The 20305-nt window shown below is 67.0% G+C and carries 20 protein-coding genes; 5 read left to right on the plus strand and 15 right to left on the minus strand.

What is annotated here, in order from left to right; translation table 11 throughout:
- Positions 1-65: 65 nt before the first annotated feature.
- From AC5Y21_RS19950 to dxr, 11 genes are all read right to left on the minus strand, one after another.
- Positions 66-1454 (minus strand): glutamine synthetase family protein, encoded by a 1389-nt coding sequence (locus AC5Y21_RS19950; RefSeq protein WP_499914933.1) that lies wholly within the window; start codon positions 1452-1454, stop codon positions 66-68.
- Between the two features lie 70 nt (positions 1455-1524).
- Positions 1525-2088 (minus strand): alpha/beta hydrolase, encoded by a 564-nt coding sequence (locus AC5Y21_RS19955; RefSeq protein WP_499914934.1) that lies wholly within the window; start codon positions 2086-2088, stop codon positions 1525-1527.
- 172 nt (positions 2089-2260) lie between these two features.
- Positions 2261-3805 carry a cobyric acid synthase gene (locus AC5Y21_RS19960; protein ID WP_499914935.1) on the minus strand — a complete coding sequence of 515 codons (1545 nt, stop codon included), beginning with the start codon at positions 3803-3805 and terminating at the stop codon, positions 2261-2263.
- Between the two features lie 70 nt (positions 3806-3875).
- Complete coding sequence (map, locus tag AC5Y21_RS19965; protein WP_499914936.1) at positions 3876-4733, minus strand: type I methionyl aminopeptidase; 858 nt, start codon at positions 4731-4733, stop codon at positions 3876-3878.
- A 68-nt stretch (positions 4734-4801) separates the two neighbouring features.
- A complete protein-coding gene (locus tag AC5Y21_RS19970) occupies positions 4802-6265 on the minus strand; it encodes an RNA-guided endonuclease InsQ/TnpB family protein (protein ID WP_499914937.1) in 1464 nt (487 codons plus the stop codon).
- Positions 6266-6498: 233 nt separating this feature from the next.
- Entirely contained in the window at positions 6499-7092 is a 594-nt protein-coding gene (locus AC5Y21_RS19975; RefSeq protein ID WP_499914938.1) for a DUF1707 SHOCT-like domain-containing protein, read from the minus strand.
- Positions 7093-7178: 86 nt separating this feature from the next.
- Positions 7179-9008, minus strand: coding sequence for a penicillin-binding transpeptidase domain-containing protein (locus AC5Y21_RS19980; protein WP_499914939.1), 1830 nt, complete (start codon positions 9006-9008; stop codon positions 7179-7181).
- A 214-nt stretch (positions 9009-9222) separates the two neighbouring features.
- The gene (locus AC5Y21_RS19985; protein ID WP_499914940.1) at positions 9223-10077 is read right to left on the minus strand and encodes a GNAT family N-acetyltransferase; all 855 of its coding nucleotides are present in this window, start codon (positions 10075-10077) and stop codon (positions 9223-9225) included.
- A 64-nt stretch (positions 10078-10141) separates the two neighbouring features.
- On the minus strand, positions 10142-11296 hold the full coding sequence (ispG, locus tag AC5Y21_RS19990) for a flavodoxin-dependent (E)-4-hydroxy-3-methylbut-2-enyl-diphosphate synthase (RefSeq protein WP_499914941.1): 1155 nt from the start codon (positions 11294-11296) through the stop codon (positions 10142-10144).
- A 25-nt stretch (positions 11297-11321) separates the two neighbouring features.
- Positions 11322-12536, minus strand: coding sequence for a M50 family metallopeptidase (locus tag AC5Y21_RS19995; RefSeq protein ID WP_499914942.1), 1215 nt, complete (start codon positions 12534-12536; stop codon positions 11322-11324).
- A gap of 8 nt (positions 12537-12544) precedes the next feature.
- Positions 12545-13759 carry a 1-deoxy-D-xylulose-5-phosphate reductoisomerase gene (gene dxr, locus AC5Y21_RS20000; RefSeq protein WP_499914943.1) on the minus strand — a complete coding sequence of 405 codons (1215 nt, stop codon included), beginning with the start codon at positions 13757-13759 and terminating at the stop codon, positions 12545-12547.
- Positions 13760-13862: 103 nt separating this feature from the next.
- Between dxr and AC5Y21_RS20005 the strand changes: the two genes are divergently transcribed.
- From AC5Y21_RS20005 to AC5Y21_RS20025, 5 genes are all read left to right on the plus strand, one after another.
- Positions 13863-14120, plus strand: a complete 258-nt coding sequence (locus tag AC5Y21_RS20005) for a ribbon-helix-helix protein, CopG family (protein ID WP_499914944.1) — start codon at positions 13863-13865, stop codon at positions 14118-14120.
- A complete protein-coding gene (locus tag AC5Y21_RS20010) occupies positions 14107-14538 on the plus strand; it encodes a type II toxin-antitoxin system VapC family toxin (protein WP_499914945.1) in 432 nt (143 codons plus the stop codon). Before AC5Y21_RS20005 ends, AC5Y21_RS20010 begins: the two co-directional genes overlap by 14 nt.
- A gap of 52 nt (positions 14539-14590) precedes the next feature.
- Positions 14591-16339 carry a cytochrome c biogenesis protein DipZ gene (locus tag AC5Y21_RS20015; protein ID WP_499914946.1) on the plus strand — a complete coding sequence of 583 codons (1749 nt, stop codon included), beginning with the start codon at positions 14591-14593 and terminating at the stop codon, positions 16337-16339.
- Positions 16340-16421: 82 nt separating this feature from the next.
- Positions 16422-17027 carry a fasciclin domain-containing protein gene (locus tag AC5Y21_RS20020; protein WP_499914947.1) on the plus strand — a complete coding sequence of 202 codons (606 nt, stop codon included), beginning with the start codon at positions 16422-16424 and terminating at the stop codon, positions 17025-17027.
- 93 nt (positions 17028-17120) lie between these two features.
- A complete protein-coding gene (locus AC5Y21_RS20025) occupies positions 17121-17378 on the plus strand; it encodes a DUF2631 domain-containing protein (protein ID WP_499914948.1) in 258 nt (85 codons plus the stop codon).
- Between the two features lie 3 nt (positions 17379-17381).
- Here AC5Y21_RS20025 and AC5Y21_RS20030 read toward each other — a convergent pair whose 3' ends face one another.
- The 4 genes from AC5Y21_RS20030 to dsbE are packed head-to-tail and all read right to left on the minus strand — an operon-like array spanning position 17382 to position 20203.
- Positions 17382-18200, minus strand: coding sequence for a DUF4097 family beta strand repeat-containing protein (locus tag AC5Y21_RS20030; RefSeq protein WP_499914949.1), 819 nt, complete (start codon positions 18198-18200; stop codon positions 17382-17384).
- A 35-nt stretch (positions 18201-18235) separates the two neighbouring features.
- Positions 18236-18754: a histidine kinase gene (locus AC5Y21_RS20035; protein ID WP_499914950.1), complete on the minus strand. Its 519-nt coding sequence runs from the start codon at positions 18752-18754 to the stop codon at positions 18236-18238.
- A gap of 4 nt (positions 18755-18758) precedes the next feature.
- On the minus strand, positions 18759-19676 hold the full coding sequence (locus AC5Y21_RS20040) for a cytochrome c biogenesis CcdA family protein (protein ID WP_499914951.1): 918 nt from the start codon (positions 19674-19676) through the stop codon (positions 18759-18761).
- A gap of 14 nt (positions 19677-19690) precedes the next feature.
- Positions 19691-20203 (minus strand): disulfide bond-forming protein DsbE, encoded by a 513-nt coding sequence (dsbE, locus tag AC5Y21_RS20045; RefSeq protein WP_499914952.1) that lies wholly within the window; start codon positions 20201-20203, stop codon positions 19691-19693.
- Positions 20204-20305 lie beyond the last annotated feature (102 nt).

Raw genomic sequence — 20305 nt, forward strand, 5'->3', positions numbered from 1 at the left:
CACCATCGGCCAGTGGCGATCGCAAGCGCGGCGCAGCCGGGCGCAGCGGGTCGCCACCATCGGGCCTAGAGACGTTCAAAGCCGCGCATCCTCTCCCAGTCGGTGACCGCCGCGTTGAACGCCGTCAGCTCCACCCGCGCGTTGTTCAGGTAGTGCGCGACGACGTCGTCGCCGAACGCCTCCCGCGCCACGGCCGAAGCCTCGAACAGCGCGGCGGCCTCGGCCAATGTTGCGGGTAGCCGCTCGATCTCGGAGGCTCCGTCAGCCTGGTAAGCATTGCCGGCGTACGGCGGGGGAAGCTCGAGGTCCTGCTCGATACCGTACAGCCCTCCCGCGATCAGCGCCGCCACCGCGAGGTACTGGTTGACATCGCCGCCCGGGACCCGGCATTCGACGCGGATATTGCGTCCGTGCCCCACCACCCGCAAGGCACAGGTGCGGTTGTCCAGCCCCCAGGCCACCGCCGTGGGTGCGAAGCTGCCGTCGGCAAAGCGCTTGTAGGAGTTGATGTTCGGAGCGAAGAACAAGGTGAGCTCGCGCAGCGTGGCCAATTGGCCGGCGACGAACCGGCGGAACAACGACGACATGCCGTGCTCCCCGCTGCCGTGGGCAAACACGGCATTTCTGGCGCCATCGCGGCCGCGTAGCGAGAGGTGGATGTGACAGCTGTTGCCTTCGCGCTCATCGTATTTGGCCATGAAGGTGAGGCTTTTCCCGTGCTGGTCGGCGATCTCCTTGGCGCCGTTCTTGTAGACGGCATGGTTGTCGCAGGTGACCAGAGCATCGTCGTACCGGAACCCGATCTCCTGCTGGCCCCGGTTGCATTCACCCTTGACGGCCTCGAACCGCAGGCCCGCGCCCTGCATACCCAGCCGGATGTCGCGCAACAGCGGCTCCATCCGCGACGAGGCCAAGATGGCGTAGTCGATGTTGTAGTCGCTGGCCGGGGTCAGGCCGCGGTAGCCGCCGGCCCACGCCTCGCGATAGGACTGGTCGAAGACGATGAACTCCAGCTCGGTGGCGACATCGGCGGTCAGCCCCCGCTCCTTGAGCCGGTCCAGCTGGCGGCGCAGGATTGCCCGGGGTGAGACGGGGACGGCGCTGCCGTCGGCCCAGCCCAGATCGGCGATCACCAGCGCCGTGCCGGGCAGCCAGGGGATGAGCCGAAACGTGGTGAGGTCGGGCGTCATCACCATGTCGCCGTAGCCGGTGTCCCAGCTCGACATCGTGTAACCGGTCACGGTGTTCATGTCGACGTCGACAGCCAGCAGGTAACTACAGCACTCGGCGCCGTGCTCGGCCATTTCGTCGATGAAAAGCCGGGCCGACACCCGCTTGCCGGCGAGGCGGCCCTGCATGTCGGTGAACGCCACGATGACGGTGTCGACATCGCCGGCCTCGACCAGTCGTTCCAGGTCGGCCCACGACAACAACGCAGAACCCGAGCCGGTCACAGCGCTTTCTCCCCGATCATGACGTCAAGTCAACCATCGGGACCATCCCCGCCGTTACCGGTTGAGCGCGCTACCAGGTGCTGGTGCGCAAGACGATCTCGGCGGCCAGCTGGGCGGTCGACTCCTGGGCGCTGCGCCGCCCAAGGAGGTCCACGATGCGGTAGTCGGCGTAGACGAATCGCTGGCTGTCGCGGGCCACCGCCCGCGCGGCAGAGGAACTCACCAGGACTGTGGTGCTGATCTCGACCGGGGGGCAGTCTGCGTCTTGCACCACGCCGTCGGAGTCGGCGACGCACGGATGTCCGCGGTCGATGGCCACCAGCGCGACGAACCGGCCCAGCCTGGTCGCCGCCAGCTCCCAGGCCAGTTCACCGCCGGTGCGGTCGCCGACGACCACCGCCCACCCGATCCTCAGGGAGTCCAGGATGCCGATCACCGACTTGGGGGTGAGTCGCGGTTCGGGGCCGATGACGACCGTGCGAATCGACGCCGTATGCAGCCGGTCGCACACCGTGTCATACGCGGCGGGCGCGCGTTCCTCGGCGCCCAGAATGACGACGACGACACCCTTCTCGGGACCGGTTACGGCCACTTGGACAGGAAAGCCGTCGAGCGTAGTCATCATCGAGGGCATTTCCGCACGTTACAGCGAATCGGGCAACGAGCGCGGCGTTTCTGTGGGTTCTCAGGGGTTTGTCAGGGTTGCAAAGCCCGGCATTAGCGGGCCGGCAATGCCGCGCCGACTGCTGCAGGTCAATGACTCAGCTCGGTGAAATCCTTGTCGTGCAACTCATTACGGTAGGTCGCTAGCGGCGCAGCTCGCTGGCAATGTACGGACGATGCGGCGGTGGCCTTTCGAGCAGGCCGAGGACAGCGTCGACGTCGAGATGCGACGTCAACAGGTCAGCCATCAGGTCCAGTTGGGCGTCGCGCCGCGCGGCGACGTTCACGTCGGGGGCGACAACGAATCCACTTCGTCCCGCCGCGGCTGCGACGCGGGTGAGCCAGTCGCGACGGAAGTCGTCGTTGTCGAGCAGGCCGTGCCAGTGGGTGCCGAACACCGCGCCGCGCACGATGCCCGACGGCTCCCTTTGCGTCCCCTCCGGTTTGGCGTCGACTTCACCGTCGCCGGCGAACCATGCCGTCTCGGCGCACCGGGCCACGCGCCCATGGTGAATCTCATAGCCACTCAACGGCGACCGCCAGCGGCGCAGCACCTTGTCCGCGGCGAAGACGATGTCGGCGTCCAACAGCCCCAGCCCCTTGGCTTGCCCGACCCCGGATTCGACGCCGTCCTCGACGGACCGGCACAGCATCTGGAACCCACCGCAGAGACCCAGCACGGGTTTGCCGGCCCGTGCGTGATGGGTGATACCGCTGGCCAGCCCGCGATCTCGCAACCAGGCGAGGTCGGCGACCGTCGCCTTGCTGCCCGGAAGCACGATCAGGTCGACGTCGGCCAAATCGGCGGGGGCGGTGATCCAGCGCACCAGCACGCCGGGCTCGCAGGCCAGCGCTTCGACATCGGTGGAGTTGGAAATTCGCGGCAGCCGGACCGCGGCCACCCGTAGCCATTGTTCGCCCAACGGCGGTGCCGGGGTGCCGACAACCCGGTGGGCAACCACCGACAGCGAATCCTCGGCGTCGAGCCAGAGTTGGTCGGCGTAGGGCAGCACGCCATAGGTGGGGCGGCCGGTCATGCTCAACAGCTGTTGCAGCCCGGGTTCCAGCAGCGCCGGATCGCCGCGGAATTTGTTGACGATGAAGCCGGCGATATGCGCCTGATCGTCGGGGTCGAGCACGGCGAGCGTCCCGAACAGATGCGCCAGCAGGCCGCCGCGGTCAATGTCGCCGACCAGCACCACGGGCAGGTTCGCGGCCCTGGCCAGCCCCATGTTCGCCACATCGGTTGCCCGCAGGTTTATTTCAGCCGGCGATCCGGCGCCCTCGCAGATGACCGCATCGAATTCGCCCCGCAAGCAGGATAATTCGTTGGCTATGAGGTCGGCGAGGTCGGCGAGCCGGTCTCGATGCGTGAAGTAACTTGCCGCAGAGACGGTGTCGACGACCTGGCCGCGGATTACCAGCTGCGACGTCTGGTCGCTGCCCGGTTTGAGCAGGATCGGGTTGAACCGCACGCTGGGTTCCAGACCCGCCGCCCGGGCTTGAATCGCCTGAGCCCGGCCTATCTCGCCGCCTCCGACGGTGACCGCGGAATTGTTGGACATGTTCTGCGCCTTGAACGGCGCGACCCGGACCCCGCGGCGTGCCAGCAGCCTGCACAGACCCGCGACTATGACGGATTTCCCCGCGTCGGAGCTGGTGCCCGCCACCAGCAGCGCACCACTCACCGTGTTGTCGCGAGAAGACGCAAAAGCCCCCATTTTCGGCCGGAAATGGGGGCTTTTGTGTCTGCTCGCGCTAGAGACATGTGAGGATCTCAGCGCCGGCGTCGGTGACCAGCAAGGTGTGCTCGAACTGTGCGGTCCACTTGCGGTCCTTGGTGACCACTGTCCAACCGTCGGGCCAGATCTCGTAATCCAGCGCGCCCAAGTTGATCATCGGCTCGATGGTGAACGTTATCCCTGGCTGCATGACCGTGTCGACCGCGGGCTGGTCGTAGTGCAAGACGACCAGCCCGTTGTGGAAAGTGGTGCCGATGCCGTGTCCGGTGAAGTCACGAACCACGTTGTACCCGAACCGGTTTGCGTACGACTCGATGACGCGGCCGACCACAGACAACGCGCGTCCGGGCTTGACGGCGTTGATTGCACGCATCGTCGCCTCCCGGGTCCGCTCGACCAGCAGCCGGTGTTCTTCGGAGACATCGCCGGCCAGGAACGTCGCGTTGGTGTCGCCGTGCACGCCGTCGATGTAGGCGGTGACGTCGATGTTGACGATGTCACCGTCGGCGATCACCGTCGAGTCGGGGATTCCATGGCAGATGACCTCGTTGAGCGACGTGCAGCACGATTTCGGAAATCCCTTGTAGCCCAGCGTTGATGGATAGGCGCCGTGGTCGACCATGTACTCGTGCGCGATTCGGTCCAGTTCGTCGGTCGTCACCCCGGGTGCGACGGCTTTTCCGGCTTCTTCCAGCGCCCCGGCCGCGATCCGGCCGGCGACGCGCATCTTCTCGATCACTTCCGGTGTCTGCACCCACGGCTCGGTGCCCTCTTGAGCGGTGGACTTGCCGACGTATTCCGGCCGCGCGATCGACTTGGGTACCGGCAGCGTCGGGGACAGCTCGCCGGGAGACAGCGCGGTGCGGGCAGGCATGACGTTAGCTTAAAGCGTGTCGAACGATTCCAATTGTTCGGCACCGCCGTTCTCGGGCGATCGTCGGTTCAGGCCGCCGGTGCGGTGTGAACGTCGGTTCCCGCTTCAACCGGGCTGGTTTCACCGGCACACGAGGGGTGCTGGTCAGCGCCGTCCCGTCGGCGGGCGTTGGTGGCCCGGCCCCGCTGCTTGGGGGTCCGGGGATCTGGTAAGACATGGTGCTGGGTCACGGCCCAGCGGGCCAGGTTGATCGCCGCGTTGGTGTCGCGATCGGCGCAATGCCCGCAACCGCAGGTGAACACCCGATCGGCCAACGTCAAATCTCGGCGAATCGCGCCGCAATCCGGGCAGAGCCGACTGGAGGGATACCACCGATCGGCGACGACGACCTCGCCGCCGCGCCAGGTCTGTTTGTAGGTCAACAGCCGGGCGAACTCGGCCCAGCCCGCATCCGAAATAGCCCGAGCCAGGCGGTGGTTGGCCAGCATCCCGGACACGTGCAGGTTCTCGATCACCAGCCGGTCGTGGGTCTTGACCAGCGCGTTGGAGACTTGGTGCAGGAAATGGCGGCGGATGTTGGCGACATGGTGATGGTGACGGCCCAGTTTGGCGGCGGCGTCACGACGGTTTGCCGATCCTCTCTGCTTGCGGGACAACGCTTTGGCTAGCCGCCGTTGCTTGGACATTCCGGCGGCCAGGGCCTTGGGTGCATCGGTGATGCGGACGACCTCTCGGCCGTCGCTGGTGGCGGCGACCGCAAACGCCGACAGGCCCCGGTCCACACCGACCCACCCATCCCGGTCACCGTCAGCGCGCTTCGGGTGCCGGTGGGCCGGGTGCAGCTCGGCGGCTTCGACGTTCAGCGATACCCACCAGCGGCCCGCGTGCTGACTCACGGTGGCGAACAGAATCTTGGCTCGGCCCTTGGTGAGCATGCGCCGCAGCCGGCGGGTGTCATCATGCACCCCTATCTGCCCGATGCCGGGCAGGGTGATCGAGCGCGGCCGGTCGTTGTCGCCGAGGCGCATCGCCGAGGGGCGATCCTTGGGGTGCTTGTTGCGCAGCCGAAACGACGGCCTCGCATCAGTTTTCTTCTTGAACTTCGGGAAGCCGACGGGTTTGCCCTGGCGTTTACCCGCCCGCGAATCCGACCAGGCTTTCAACCCTTTGCCCAGGTCTACGGCAGCTTCCTCGAACACCTGCTGACACACCTCGGTCCGCCACGCCAAGCCGGTCACCACGACCTCGGTGCCACCCTCGGTATCGACGGTAAAGACCCGGCCCGCGTCGCCGGTTTTCTTCCACGCGTTAAACGCGTTAATCAGATCAAACCCCGTCCACGGCACCTCGATATCCGGGTCGGTTATACGTTGGGTGAGCGCGGACTTGACAATCCGCAGACACTGGTTCAACGCGAACCGCGACGCCCCAGCATGCCGTGCGAGCGCGGCGCACTGCTCGACCGTCGGGTCCAGGCAGAAGCGAAAAGTGGTGTGCCGACTCATCTCAGCGGTCAGTATCTCACCGCCCACCGACAAACACCCGACCAGCACGGCCCGCGCGGCTACAACTCCGACCCGTCTGACACCGCCTGGGCGCCCATCTCCGGGTCCGTAATCGCCCACCCGCGCCGGCGTAGCCGGCCATGCCCACCGCAGCGGTCTCGCACATACCTCTACGCAGCCAAACCGCCCTCCTGCTCCGACGACTCGACCGCAGCAATTGTTCGACAGGTTTTAGCCAGACCCCGCCGACAACCAAGCAATCAGGGCAATTGCCGACGCAGCAGCGTGCGGCGCCGACCACGGATGATCACCGAGCCGCACACCACCCGGCCGATCAGCACCACATGCGGAGTGCCCTCGGCCGGGGCGTCTTTGCGGCGGTCGCTGGCGCTGCCCACGTAAACCTCGACATTGTCGATCGAGGCGCTGGCGCCGTCCGGCAACCGAAGGTCCAGCGAACCGAACTTCATGTCGAGTTCGATGACCACGACCGGCCCCGCGAAGCGGGCCTTGGTGAGGTCGAGTTCGATCGACCCCACCCGGCGCACCAGCGCCAGATGGGTGGGCACGGTCCATTCGCCGTGCCGCTTCAGCGACCCGGCCCAGCCACGCAGTTCCACCCGGTCAGCCGCGGATGTGACGATCGCGCCAGGTCCGGGCAGGTCGTCGACAAGCCCGTCCAGCTCACTTCGGGTGCGCGCGTAGGACACGCGGGACGAGCGCTGTTCGAACTCGTCGATGTCGATCAGCCCGAGCGCGACGGCATTGTGCAGTCGCCGCATGGTGCCGTTGCGATCGGCGTCGGAGACCCGCAGTGACGTCGGAGACACCATGTCCCCGCCGGAATCCGTCATGGCCTTTCCTGACCTGTTCTGCCGTCGCTTGACGGGCGTGAAGCGCCCACCCTCGCAACTTACCGCTGTTGGCGACCAGTCCGCCGCTAAGCCAGGTAGCCCGGGGGCAGCGACTCGAACATCACCTTCGTCATCCGGACCGCATATTCCGAGCTGCCACCCGCGACGATCAGCGATGCGAACGCGAGATCGCCGCGATACCCGGCGAACCAGGAATGCGAGCCGCCCGCGAACTCGGCCTCACCGGTTTTACCGAACACCTCGCCGCAGCAGTTCGCGATCTCTTTGGCGGTCCCGTTGGTCACCACCAGCCGCATCATCGGCCGCAGTGCGTCGATGACCTTCGCGGGGACCGGTGCGTTGTCGCCTTCGACCGTCGTCGGGTGGCCGGCGATGAGTTGCGGCACCGGCGTTTTCCCGACCGCGACCGTGGCCGCCACCAGGGCCATGCCGAACGGGCTGGCCAGCACCTTGCCCTGGCCGAAGCCGTCCTCGGTGCGTTCGGCCAGGTCAACCGTCGGCGGCACCGAACCGGTCACCGTGGTGATGCCGTCGACCTGATAGTCCAGGCCGATCCCGTACCGGCTGGCCGCCTGCGTCAGACCGCGGGGCGGCATCCGGCTGCTCAGTTCGGCGAACGTGGTGTTACACGAGCTGGCGAACGCCCGTGACATGGGGACCACGCCCAGGTCGAAGCCGCCGTAATTGGGGATGGTGCGGTGTCCGATGTCGATGCGACCCGGACAGCCCAGCATCGTGTTGGGAGTGGCCATGTCGCGGTCGATGGCCGCGCCGGCCGTGACCATCTTGAACGTCGACCCGGGCGGGAACAGGCCGGTGGTGGCGAGCAGCCCCTCGGCGTTTGCCCCCGCGTTCTGGGCGATCGCGAGAATCTCCCCAGTCGACGGTTTGATCACGACCAGCATCGCCTTGCCGCCCCGGGTGTCCACGGCGTGCTGGGCGGCGTTCTGCACGATCCGGTCCAGGGTGATCGAGACCGCCGGTGCCGGCAATCCTTCGACCTCGTGCAGCACTTCGACGTCGACGCCGTTCTGGTTGACGCTGACCACCCGCCAGCCGGCCTGGCCGTCGAGGCGGTCGGTCACGGACTTCTTCACCTCGGCGACGACCGCGGGCGCGAAATGCGGGTCGGTCGCCAGCATCTCGGGTTGTGGGGTGACCACGACGCCGGGCAGACGGTCAATGGCCGGGGCGACCTTGTCGTGGTTGTCGGGATGCAGCGTGACCCCCAGGTCCAGCGGGTGGGTCGCCGAGCTGGCTCGCTCGGCGAGCAGCTGCGGGTCGTTCAGCGCGTCCAAGTCCGGGTTGAACGGGCGCAGCACGTCAACCACGGCATGCGCCGTCGCGCTCAGGGCGGGCCCTGCCTTGGCCGCGTCCAGCGTGTAGTGATACACGTACCCCGGCGCCAGCACATCGCTGCCGCCGAGTTCGTTCACCGACGCGCGCCGTGGCTGGTCGGCCCGCAACGCGAAGGTCTGGTGCTCGCCGAGCTTGGGGTGTAGGTCGGTGGCGGCCCAGCGAACCTGCCAGCGCCCTTCGTCACGAGCCATCTTGAGCTGACCGTCGTAGGACCAGGTCCGGTTCTTGGGCAGGTGCCAGGTGAAGCGGTAGCGGACGGTGCCGGTGTCCTCGGCGTACTTCGAGCTGAGGACCTGCGCGTCCAGGTGGGTCGTCTGCAGGCCGGCCCACGCCGCATTGAGCGCCTCACGTGCGTCGTTGGGGTTGTCGCTGAGCTGTGCGGCGGTCGCGGTGTCGCCGATCGACAACGCGCGGAAGAACTTCTCGGCGGCCGGGCCCGGGCCCTCGGGCCGCGGCGTGCACCCCTGTGCTGCGGCAACGACGACGACGAGCATCACGCCTGCGGCCATTGGTGCCAATGTTGTTCGAGTTACCATCGATGCTGATGTTAAGAACTGTGGCCCGGGCAACGCCGCAGACACACCGAGATCCAACCGTTATGCACGCGTACGAGCGGGGCGGGCGCGGCTTCAGTGACCACAGCGCAAGGTCGCGAACGTGACTGCACGGTCCCGCTCGCGCCCGAACGTGACTGCAACCTCACGCTCGAGGCGGGGGCCTCAATGCGAGCGATCGGTCCTCAGGGCCGTGTCAGTCCAACAGCACCGTCGCGAAAGTGCCAACTTCGGTAAAGCCGACACGCGCGTATGCCGCACGCGCGACGGAGTTGAAGTTGTTCACGTACAAGCTCGCGATGCGCCCGCTGCCGACGATCACAGCGGCCAGCATTGCGGTGCCGCGGGTGCCCAGACCCAGGCCACGCCACTGCGGATGCACCCAGACGCCCTGGATCTGCCCGACGGCCGGCGACTGCGATCCCACTTCGGCCTTGAAGACGACCTCGCCGTGATCGAAACGGGCCCACGCCCGTCCGGCGGCGATGAGATTGGCCACCCGGCGCCGGTAGCCCCGCCCGCCGTCGCCGATCCGCGGATCGACGCCCACCTCGCCGATGAACATGTCGACGGCGGCCACCAGGTAGGCGTCCAGCTCGTCCGGCCGCACCTGGCGCACCTCGGTGTCGAGTTCGCAGTCCGGGTGGGCGGCCAGTGCCATCAGCGGTTGGTCGTCGCGCACGTCGCGCGCCGGACCCCAGCCCGTCTCCAGGCGTTCCCACATCGGCAACACCAGTTCGGCCCTGCCGACCAGCGACGAACAGCGCCGCGCCCCGCTCATCGCCTCGTCGGCGAACGCGTTCAGGTCGGACGATCCGCCGCGCAGTGGGATGAGGTTGGCACCGGCGAAGCACAGCGACTCGTCGGCGCCGCGCCGCGTCCACAGTTCCCCGCCGATCGAGTTGGGTTCCACGCCATGGTCTGCGACCCGGGCCGCGACCATGCACGCCCCCACCGGGTCGTCGTCGAAAACCCGCCAGACGGCGGCGGCGTCACGCACCACGGACACCCGTCGCTCGCCGACCAGGCGAAAGATGGGCGGAGCCGACATCTCGGGACTCTCTAGTGGTGCTTACTATCCAAAACAAACAACGCCGGAAGGGCGCTGGTCCCTATCAGCTTACGGTCACAATAGGCGAACCGCTCGCTGTCGTGTCGGGACCGCGATCAGCGGCGAGCCGCAGGGCCTCCTCGATCAGCGTCTCGACGATCTGGGCCTCGGGCACGGTCTTGATCACTTCGCCCTTGACGAAGATCTGGCCCTTGCCGTTACCCGACGCCACGCCCAGGTCGGCCTCGCGGGCTTCGCCGGGGCCGTTGACGACACATCCCATCACGGCCACCCGTAGCGGCACCTCGAGGCCGTCCAGTCCGGCGCTGACCTCGTTGGCCAGCGTGTAGACGTCGACCTGGGCGCGACCGCACGACGGGCAGGACACGATCTCGAGCGAGCGCGGGCGCAGATTCAGCGACTCGAGAATCTGGTTGCCGACCTTGACCTCTTCGACCGGCGGCGCCGACAGCGACACCCGGATGGTGTCGCCAATGCCGCGGGACAGCAGCGCGCCGAAGGCGACGGCGGACTTGATGGTGCCCTGGAATGCGGGGCCGGCCTCGGTGACGCCGAGGTGCAGCGGGTAGTCGCACTGCGCGGCCAGCTGCTCGTAAGCGGCGACCATGATCACCGGGTCGTTGTGCTTGACGCTGATCTTGATGTTGCCGAAGCCGTGTTCCTCGAACAGCGAGGCCTCCCACAGCGCGGACTCGACCAGCGCCTCGGGCGTGGCCTTCCCGTACTTCTCCATGAACCGCTTGTCCAGCGAGCCGGCGTTGACGCCGATGCGGATCGGGATCCCGGCCTCGCCGGCGGCCTTGGCCACCTCCCCCACCCGGCCGTCGAATTCCTTGATGTTCCCGGGGTTAACCCGCACCGCGGCGCAGCCGGCGTCGATGGCGGCGAAGATGTACTTCGGCTGGAAGTGGATGTCGGCGATGACGGGAATCTGGCTGTGCCGGGCGATTTCGGCGAGCGCGTCGGCGTCCTCTTGACGCGGGCAGGCCACCCGGACGATGTTGCAGCCCGCCGCCGTCAGTTCGGCAATCTGCTGCAACGTCGAGTTGATGTCATGAGTCTTGGTGGTGCACATCGACTGCACCGAAATCGGATAGTCGCTACCGACCCCGACGTCACGGACCATGAGTTGGCGCGTTTTTCGCCGCGGGGCAAGCGTGGGCGCCGGCGGCGCCGGCATGCCCAGGCCAATGGTCACTGTCGTCCTTTCCGCGGTTGCTGGTTTATTGGAAGAGCCGGATCGGGTTGACCAGATCGGCGGTGACGGTCAACAGCATGTAGCCGACCACCAAGATCAGCACCACATACGTCGCCGGCATGAGTTTGAGGTAGTTCACCGGTGCGGCCGCCACTTTGCCGCGCGCCGACCGGATCGTGTTGCGGACCTTCTCGAATAGCGCGATGGCGATGTGACCGCCGTCGAAGGGCAGCAGCGGCACCAGGTTGATGGCACCCAGAACGAGGTTCAACTGGGCCAGGAAAAACCAGAACGCCACCCACAAGCCGTGGTCGACGGTGTCGCCACCGAGGATGCTGGCTCCGACCACGCTCATCGGCGTCTGCGGATCGCGCTGGCCACCGCCGATGGCGTGCACCAACGCGCCGACTTTCGTCGGGATGGTGATCAGCGCCTTGCCCACCTCTACCGACAGGTCCCCGGTGAACGTGAAGGTGCCGGGCACCGCGGAGAGCGCGTTGTAGTGGCTGAATCCCGAGCGGGGCGCGCCGACCCCGATGGCGCCCACCGTGGCGGCCACAGGCTGACCACCTTGCCCATTGGAGACCCAGCGCTGGGTGGGAGTGACGTCGACATAGGTGGTAATCGTGCTGCCACCGCGCTCGACGACGACCGGAACGATGCCGTGCGACTTGCGCACCGCGGCGGCCATGTCTTCGAACGTCGCTACCGGGGTGTCACCGACCTTCACGACGATGTCGCCTGCCCGGATTCCGGCGTTCGCCGCCGGCCCCGCACCGTTACACTTGTCCAGCTTCCCCGGGCTGGTTTCCGCTGCGACACAAGACGTTTCGCCGACGACCGCCCTGGTGGACTGGTGCAGGTTCGGCAGCCCCCAGATCAGTGCGATGGCATAGATGAGCACCAGGCAGATGACGAAGTTCACGCCGGGTCCGGCGAACAGCACCACGGCACGCTTCCAGGTCGCCTGCTTGAACATCGCGCGGTCGGTTTCGTCGGGCGCCAACTCTTCGACCGCGGTCATGCCGGCGATGTCACAGAAGCCGCCGGCGGGAACGGCTTTGACGCCGTATTCGGTCTCACCGCGGCGTGTCGACCACAATGTCGGACCAAAGCCGACGAAAAAGCGGCGCACCTTCATGCCGGTCGCGCGCGCCGCCCACATGTGGCCGCACTCGTGCAGGGCCACCGAGATCAGGATGGCCAGTGCGAACAGCACAATGCCTATGACGAACATCATCTCCGCTGTCAGGACCTTTCTAAGACCATTCCGGAGGCCTTCCCGGAACCCGGTGCCGAGCTTGCCGTGGCGATCACGCGCTGGGCTTGCGCACGTGCCCAGCGCTGCGCATCGAGTACGTCATCCACGGTAGCGGGTTCAGCGGCCCATCGGTCGGCGACGTGCAGCACGTCGGCGATGGTACGGACGATTGCGGGGAAGCCAATCCGGCCGTCCAGGAAGGCCGCAGCTGCTTCTTCGTTGACCGCGTTGTAGACGGCCGTCATGCAACCGCCTACCTGACCGGCGTGTCGGGCCAGATCCACCGCGGGGAACACCTCGGCGTCCAGCGGCTCGAAAGTCCAGGTCGACGCGGTAGTGAAATCGCAGGCAGGAGCAGCTCCGCTTACCCGCCGCGGCCAGCCCAGCGCCAGCGAGATGGGCAGCTTCATGTCCGGCGGGCTGGCCTGGGCGATCGTTGAGCCGTCGATGAACGTGACCATCGAGTGGACGATCGACTGGGGATGCACCACGACCTCGATGCGGTCGTAGGGGATGCCGAACAGCAGATGGGTTTCGATGAGCTCGAGCCCCTTGTTGACCAGCGAGGCCGAGTTCAGCGTGTTCATTGGGCCCATCGACCAGGTCGGATGGGCGCCGGCCTGCTCGGGGGTGACGTGATCCAGGCCGGCGGCCGACCAGCCGCGGAACGGCCCGCCGGAGGCGGTCAGCACCAGCTTGGCAACCTCGCCGGGGGTGCCGCCGCGCAGGCATTGGGCCAGCGCGGAGTGCTCGGAGTCGACGGGCACGATCTGGCCGGGCTGGGCCGCCTGCAGCACCAGCGGGCCGCCCGCGATCAGCGATTCCTTGTTGGCCAGGGCCAGCCGGGCACCGGACTGCAACGCCGCCAGCGTCGGCCGCAGCCCCAACGCGCCTACCAGGGCATTGAGCACGACGTCGGCCTCGGTCTCCTCGACCAGCCGGGTCGCCGCGTTGGGCCCGCGATAGGGAACATCGCCGGCCAGCCGGGCCGCTTGCTCGTCGGCGATGGCGATATTGGCCACCCCGGTCTCGGCGCGTTGCTGCAGCAGGGTGTCCAGGTTCGCACCCCCGGCGGCCAGCCCGACCACCTCGAAGCGGTCGGGGTTGGCGGCAATGACCTCGAGCGCCTGGGTGCCGATCGATCCGGTGCTACCCAGCACCAGCACGCGCAGGCGGCCAGGATGGCCGGGGTCGTTTGTCACCTACTCATTGTGCCGCTTCGCTACGGGTATCGCCGAAAAGCCGGCGTGGTGATCCTTGGGAGCGTGGCATCTTGATGCCTAGCGCTGACGCTAAGATGCCACTATGCGCACCACGATTCGCATCGACGACGACCTTTACCGCGAGGTGAAAGCGCAGGCCGCACGGACCGGTCGTACCGTGGCCTCGGTCCTCGAGGACGCGGTGCGCCGCGGCCTGCATCCGGCTGAACAGCGCACGACCGGGCCGTACGCGGTGCGGCCGGCCGGCAGCGGCGGGCTTCGGCCGGGGGTGGATCTGTCCTCCAACGCCGCTGTCGCCGAGGCGCTGGACGACGGGGTTGCCGTCGATGCGTTGCGTTGACGTCAACGTCCTGGTCTATGCGCACCGCGCGGACTTGCCCGAACATTCCGCATACCGACGTCTGATCGAGCGGCTGGCCAATGATGATGAGCCACTTGGTCTTCCGAGCAGCGTGCTGGACGGCTTCGTCCGGGTGATAACCAACCGCCGCATCTTCGCCGAGCCGACCGGACCCGACGAAGCATGGGAGTCCGTCGATGCACTGCTTGCGGCGCCCGCCGCCATGCGGCTTGTCGCAGGCAAGCGTCACTGGACCTTGTTTCGCCAACTCGCGGCCGACATCGACGCACGCGGCAATGACATCGCGGATGCGTATCTGGCCGCTTATGCGCTGGAGAACAACGCAACGTGGTTGAGCGCCGACCGCGGATTCGCCCGGTTCCGCCGGTTGCGCTGGAGTCATCCGCTGGATCTGTGAAGTGCCGATGGGTCCGGCCAATCCGGGACCGTGACGGCGACGAATAGGGAACATGTTGACCCTTGCCCTGATCGGGTTCCTCGGCGGCCTCATCACCGGAATCTCACCGTGCATCCTGCCGGTCCTACCGGTCATTTTCTTCTCGGGTGCGCAGGACGCCGCTGCACCGGCGAAATCCGAAGGCGCTGTGGCGGTCCGGCCGAAGCGGACGCTGTCCGCGTCGCTGCGGCCCTACCGCGTGATCGCCGGTCTGGTCCTCAGCTTCACCTCGGTGACCCTGGCGGGCTCGGCGTTGCTGTCGCTACTGCATATACGGCAGGACGCGATCCGCTGGGTGGCGTTGGTCGCGCTAGTGGCGATCGGTGCAGGGCTGATCTTTCCTCGCTTCGAGCAGTTGCTGGAGCGGCCGTTTTCCCGCATCCCGCAAAGGCAGGTCAGCACCCGCGGCGGCGGCTTCGGTCTGGGCCTGGCATTGGGCGTGCTCTACGTTCCGTGCGCGGGTCCGGTGCTGGCCGCGATCATCGTGGCCGGGGCCACCGCGACGATCGGCGTCAACACCGTCGTCCTCACCGGTGCGTTCGCGGTCGGCGCCGCCCTGCCGTTGTTGGTCTTCGCGCTGGCCGGCCGCCAGGTGGCCGCACGGGTGAGCGCGTTTCGGCGCCGTCAGCGCCAGATCCGAATCGCGGCCGGGGTCGTGACGATCCTGCTGGCGGTGGCGCTGGTGTTCAACGTGCCTGCGCTGCTGCAGCGGGCGATCCCCGACTACACCAGCGCGTTGCAGCAGAAGTTCGGGAGCTCGAACCAACTCCAAGACGAGCTACGGGACAACCTCCGTCTCGGCGGCATCGTCAACGATCAGAACGTGCAGCTGTCGAAGTGCACCGATGGTGCTGCCCAGCTCCAAGACTGCGGCCCCGCACCCGATATCAAGAGCATCGCCGCCTGGCTGAACACTCCGGGCGGCAAGCCGGTAGACCTGGGATCCCTACGTGGCCGGGTCGTGCTGATCGACTTCTGGGCGTATTCCTGCATCAACTGCCAACGCGCCATCCCGCACGTCGTTGGCTGGTATCAGGCCTACAAGGACGCCGGATTCGAGGTGATCGGCGTGCATACGCCCGAGTACGCATTCGAAAAGATCACCGGCAATGTAGCGGCCGGCGCCGCCGACCTGGGCATCAAATACCCTGTCGCGCTTGACAGTAACTACTCAACCTGGACGAATTACCGCAACCGGTACTGGCCGGCCGAGTATCTGATCGACGCCAATGGCACGGTGCGGCATACCAAGTTCGGTGAGGGCGACTACGACGGCACCGAGAGGCTGATCAGGCAGTTGCTGCTCGACGCCAACCCGGCCGCCAAGCTGCCGCCTCCGGTAGGAGCGCCGGACACCACACCCACCGGGGGGCTGACGCCCGAGACCTACCTAGGGGTGGGCAAGGCGGTCAACTTCGCCGGCGACGGGGTGTACGACACCGGCTCTGCGACGTTCAGCTATTCCACGGCACAACCGGCCGACACGTTCGCGCTGAGCGGCCCGTGGAAACTCGACTACCAGGGCGCGATGGCCGACGGCGATCACTCCCGCGTCAAGCTCAACTTCCACGCCAAAAACGTCTACATCGTCGTCGGCGGCACCGGAACGCTCACGGTGACACGGGACGGCAAATCGGTGACGCTACCGGTCGGCGGACCCCCGACATCGCGGCAAGTCGTGGCCGGCGACCAGGTGCTGCCAGGAACGCTCGAGCTGCACCCCAGCCGGGGGCTGCAGGTCTATTCGTTCACCTATGGCTGACTCAATTCGCCGCGACCAATCCAAAGGGCATGCGGCTCCGAATTCAAGTCATCAATCAATTCCTACTTCAGGAGCACAGAAAATGAAGACCCACAGCAACAAACCCAAGAAGGTAAGCGCGGCAACCGGTTTCGCGGCGGCCGCCGCGGTAGGTCTCGCCGTTTTCGCCGTCCCGACGGCAGGGGCCAGCCCCGCTACCAATCTGGTCGGCCCGGGCTGCGCGGCTTACGCGCAACAGGTGCCGAACGGGCCCGGATCGGTAGCGGGGATGGCCGCCGACCCCGTTGCGGTTGCGGCGTCGAACAATCCGATGCTGACCACGTTGACCTCGGCGATCTCTGGCAAGCTCAACCCGCAGGTGAACCTGGTGGACACCCTCAACAGCGGGCAGTACACGGTATTCGCTCCCACGGATCAGGCGTTCAGCAAGCTCGACTCGGCGACGATCGACTCGCTGAAAACCGATGCGCCGCTGCTGACCAAGATCCTGACCTACCACGTGGTGCAGGGGCAGCTGAGCCCGGCCCAGGTCGGCGGGACACACAACACACTGCAGGGCGCCGCACTGACAGTGACCGGTTCGGGTAACGGGTTGAAGGTGAACAACGCATCGGTGGTCTGCGGAGGGGTGCAGACCGCGAACGCAACGGTGTACATGATCGACACCGTGCTGATGCCGCCCAGCTAGTCACCCGGCAAAGTCCCCACAGCTGCGGACGCACGGGTATGCCAGAATGTCGGGACATCTTCTATCAGGAGCCAATCCGACCGGAGGAATCCCGTGGCCAGTACCGAGGTGGAGCACTACGACGGCGTCGACGTCGCCGAGGTGCCGTCCGCAGCGTGGGGATGGAGCCGAATCAACATTCGCACCTGGCATATCACCGGCATCGTCATCATCGGGTTCCTCCTGGCGATGATGCTGTGCCGCAACCACGGCGGCCATGTCGAGGACTGGTTTCTGATCTCGTTTGCCGTCCTGGTGCTCGTCGTTCTGGTGCGCGACCTCTGGGGCAGGCGGCGCGGCTGGATCAGGTAGCCGTCAGCCGGTCATCGTTTCGTGCGCCGGCTCGGCGGCGCGGTGAATTCTGATGTCGCCGGAGGCACTGCGCACCTGTAAGGCAAGAGTTTCGTCGCCCTGCTGCGGACCGTCCGCCGGCCGCAGCTTGCTGCTGACGTTGCCGGATCCGGTGGTGATGTCCAGCTGCGCGGCGGTGCCCTCAGCCACTCCCACCGAGACGTTGCCGCTGCTGGTGTGCGCCGACACCGCGCCCCGAATAGCCGTGACGACTTCGACCGACCCCGACGCGGTGCGTGCCTTCACACTGCCGCGCAGCCGGTCGACGCTAAGCGAGCCGCTGGCGGCCTTGAACCTCAGATTGCCGTCCAGGTCGCCGATCGCCACATTGCCCGAAGCGGTTGTCACAGAGGCGTTGCCTGCGACGGCGTGCAGGGTGAGAGACCCAGATCCGCTGGCGGCCTTGATCTTTCCGGTAACGGTGTCGACCTCGACTTCGCCGCTGGCGCCGGCGAACCGCACGTCGGCGAATTCGCCCTCGGCGCGCATGCTGGCCGACGCCACCATCACATGCAGCCGCGACCCCGCTGGCAGCGCGATTTCGATGTCGGTGTCGCCGCCGAGAAAGCGCGGCAAGCCGCGTTTGGGGCCGGTGATCGTCAGCTTGCCGTCGCGGAAGTCGACCCGGGTGTGTTCGGCGGCCCAAACGTCGGAACTACACGCTTCGTCGCAGGGCCGCACCACGACGTCAGTATCGGCGCGCTCGGTCGCGAACAGGCGCACCGAACCTCCACTGGCTTCGATCCGCACGCCGATCGGTTCGGGGGTCTCAAATGTCGGCATCGTTGGTCTCCTTGGTCTTCGGGAAATGGATGGTGTCAGCGCACCCAGCCGGTGACGCGGCGCCCGCCGCTTCGACCGGAGTGGCCGGATCCGTGAAGACCGCCCGGAAGACCGGCGCCCTGACTGGCCAGCGCCGCGGCTCGCACCAGCCAGGCGTTGATCGACGCCCCCTCGTTGCGCGCGGCTCCCTCGACGATCGTCCGCAGCCCTTCGGGCAGCCGCAGGGTGACTCGCCAGGTGCCGCCGTCGTCGTCGTATCGGGCACCGAACAGGTGGTTGGCGTCTTCGGGTTGGTCGGCCGGCTCCTCGTCGAGCGGGGCGCTGACGACAAACTCGGGGTCACGACCGCGCAGCCGGACCTCCACGGATCGGGGGGCCAGCTCGGCGGTGATCTCTTCGGCAGCGGCCGACAACGCTTCCAGCAGTGCCAGCCGGACCGCCGAGTCCAGCGGGGCACTGAGCCGGTCGGCCAGCGCCTGCGCGTCGGCACCGCCGGCCGCTGCGGCCACGCTCAACTCGTGTCGGACGGAATCGACATAGGGTTGCAGATCCATGGTGTCATGGTGACACTACTTTGACGTCATTACAAGTGTCACGGTGGTGCGAGATGGCGTCAGGCCCGCGCCGCGCCCGTCGGAACCAGGCACCGGCGACTCCGCAAGCCACCAGCACACCCAGCGCCGCGGCCCACGGCCATCCGCCGTGCGAGTGCACCCAGCCGGCCAGCGCGCCTTGCAGGCGTCCGGCAGCGAGGATCACCGCATCCTGGGGGTTCGCGTGCGCAGTCCCGCTGAACAGGCGCAGCTCGTAGAGGCCGTAGTAGCCCACATACAGTCCGACGAGCACCAGCAGCATGCCGCCGATCCGGTTGACGAACGGCAGCATCCGCCGCAAGCGGTCGGCCAGGGCGGAACTCGCCGTGGCGGCGGCTATGGCAAGGACCCCGACGACCAGGGTCAGACCGGCCACGTAGGCCACATAGATCGACACGCTCCCGACGACCGAACGGCCCCGCAAGCCAGCCCCCGTGACGGCGAGAAACGGTCCGATAGTGCACGACAGCGAGGCGATCGCGTAACTGATCCCGTATCCATACATGGAGCCCAGCCGGACCGTCGGAGCCCATCGCGCGCCGAGGGGCCGCAGACCCGCGAGCTTTCGGCCCGCCAGCAGCCAGATCCCGAGCCCGACGAGCACCACACCGATCACCACCGTGCCGTATGGCACGTAACGCTGCACCGTCGTGGCCGCGGATATCGTCAGCGCCCCGAACAGACCGAATACCGTCAAGAAGCCGAGCGCCATGCCGACGGTGGCCGCCAGGGCCCGCGCCATCCGATCTGCCGGCGATTGTTCGCCGGGGTGCTGCCCGCGTACCACCAGAAGTAGGTACGCGGGCAGCATGGCAAACCCACATGGGTTCAGCGCGGCCACCATCCCGGCGGCGAAGGCCAGACCGATCAGGCGTTGGTCCATTGGCGTTCAGGGAGTCACGAGGTTAGCGCCGCAACCCGCCCGGACAGTTCCTGCTGCGACATCGCCGAGGTGGGGTTGTTGACGAACGTCGAGCTGCCATCGGCCCGGTAGAAGACATAGGCCGGCTGCCACGGCACGTTGTAGCGGGCCCAGATCGAACCGTCGGCGTCGTTGAGGTTGGTGAAGTTCAGGTGGTACTTGGAGACAAAGTTCTGCATCGCACCAACATCCGAGTGCGCGGCGACACCGACGAAGGTGACTCCCGGGTTGGCGGCCGCGACCTGGCTGACGCTGGGGGCTTCGGCATTGCAGAACGGGCACCACGGCGTCCAGAACCACAGCACCGCCGGCTTGCCCTGTAAGGCGGCGCCGCTGAACGGCGTCCCGCTGAGCGTGGTTGCGGTGAACTGCAGACGTTCATCCGAGGCCGCCGCGCGCGGCCCACTGGCCAGCCCGCCAAGTATCAGAGCGACCGCGAAAAGCCCCGCAGCAAACAGTTTGAGCGCAGAGATCGGGCGAAGGATCATGACCTACCTTAGTTGCTGGTGTTATGCCTAGAAGACGTGACGGCCACCGCTCCGGTTCACCCGTCTTCGGTGGTCCAGGTCACCCGCCTTCGGCGGCCAGCT

It is taken from the genome of Mycobacterium sp. NGS41, from assembly GCF_059812725.1.

Coding starts and splice junctions, on each gene's coding strand:
- AC5Y21_RS19955 (WP_499914934.1), bottom strand. CDS start 2,088: ATGCCCTCGATGATGACTACGCTCGACGGCTTTCCTGTCCAAGTGGCC.
- map (WP_499914936.1), bottom strand. CDS start 4,733: ATGCCTGCCCGCACCGCGCTGTCTCCCGGCGAGCTGTCCCCGACGCTG.
- AC5Y21_RS19975 (WP_499914938.1), bottom strand. CDS start 7,092: ATGACGGATTCCGGCGGGGACATGGTGTCTCCGACGTCACTGCGGGTC.
- AC5Y21_RS19980 (WP_499914939.1), bottom strand. CDS start 9,008: ATGGTAACTCGAACAACATTGGCACCAATGGCCGCAGGCGTGATGCTC.
- AC5Y21_RS19985 (WP_499914940.1), bottom strand. CDS start 10,077: ATGTCGGCTCCGCCCATCTTTCGCCTGGTCGGCGAGCGACGGGTGTCC.
- AC5Y21_RS19995 (WP_499914942.1), bottom strand. CDS start 12,536: ATGATGTTCGTCATAGGCATTGTGCTGTTCGCACTGGCCATCCTGATC.
- AC5Y21_RS20005 (WP_499914944.1), top strand. CDS start 13,863: ATGCGCACCACGATTCGCATCGACGACGACCTTTACCGCGAGGTGAAA.
- AC5Y21_RS20010 (WP_499914945.1), top strand. CDS start 14,107: ATGCGTTGCGTTGACGTCAACGTCCTGGTCTATGCGCACCGCGCGGAC.
- AC5Y21_RS20015 (WP_499914946.1), top strand. CDS start 14,591: ATGTTGACCCTTGCCCTGATCGGGTTCCTCGGCGGCCTCATCACCGGA.
- AC5Y21_RS20020 (WP_499914947.1), top strand. CDS start 16,422: ATGAAGACCCACAGCAACAAACCCAAGAAGGTAAGCGCGGCAACCGGT.
- AC5Y21_RS20030 (WP_499914949.1), bottom strand. CDS start 18,200: ATGCCGACATTTGAGACCCCCGAACCGATCGGCGTGCGGATCGAAGCC.
- AC5Y21_RS20035 (WP_499914950.1), bottom strand. CDS start 18,754: ATGGATCTGCAACCCTATGTCGATTCCGTCCGACACGAGTTGAGCGTG.
- AC5Y21_RS20040 (WP_499914951.1), bottom strand. CDS start 19,676: ATGGACCAACGCCTGATCGGTCTGGCCTTCGCCGCCGGGATGGTGGCC.
- dsbE (WP_499914952.1), bottom strand. CDS start 20,203: ATGATCCTTCGCCCGATCTCTGCGCTCAAACTGTTTGCTGCGGGGCTT.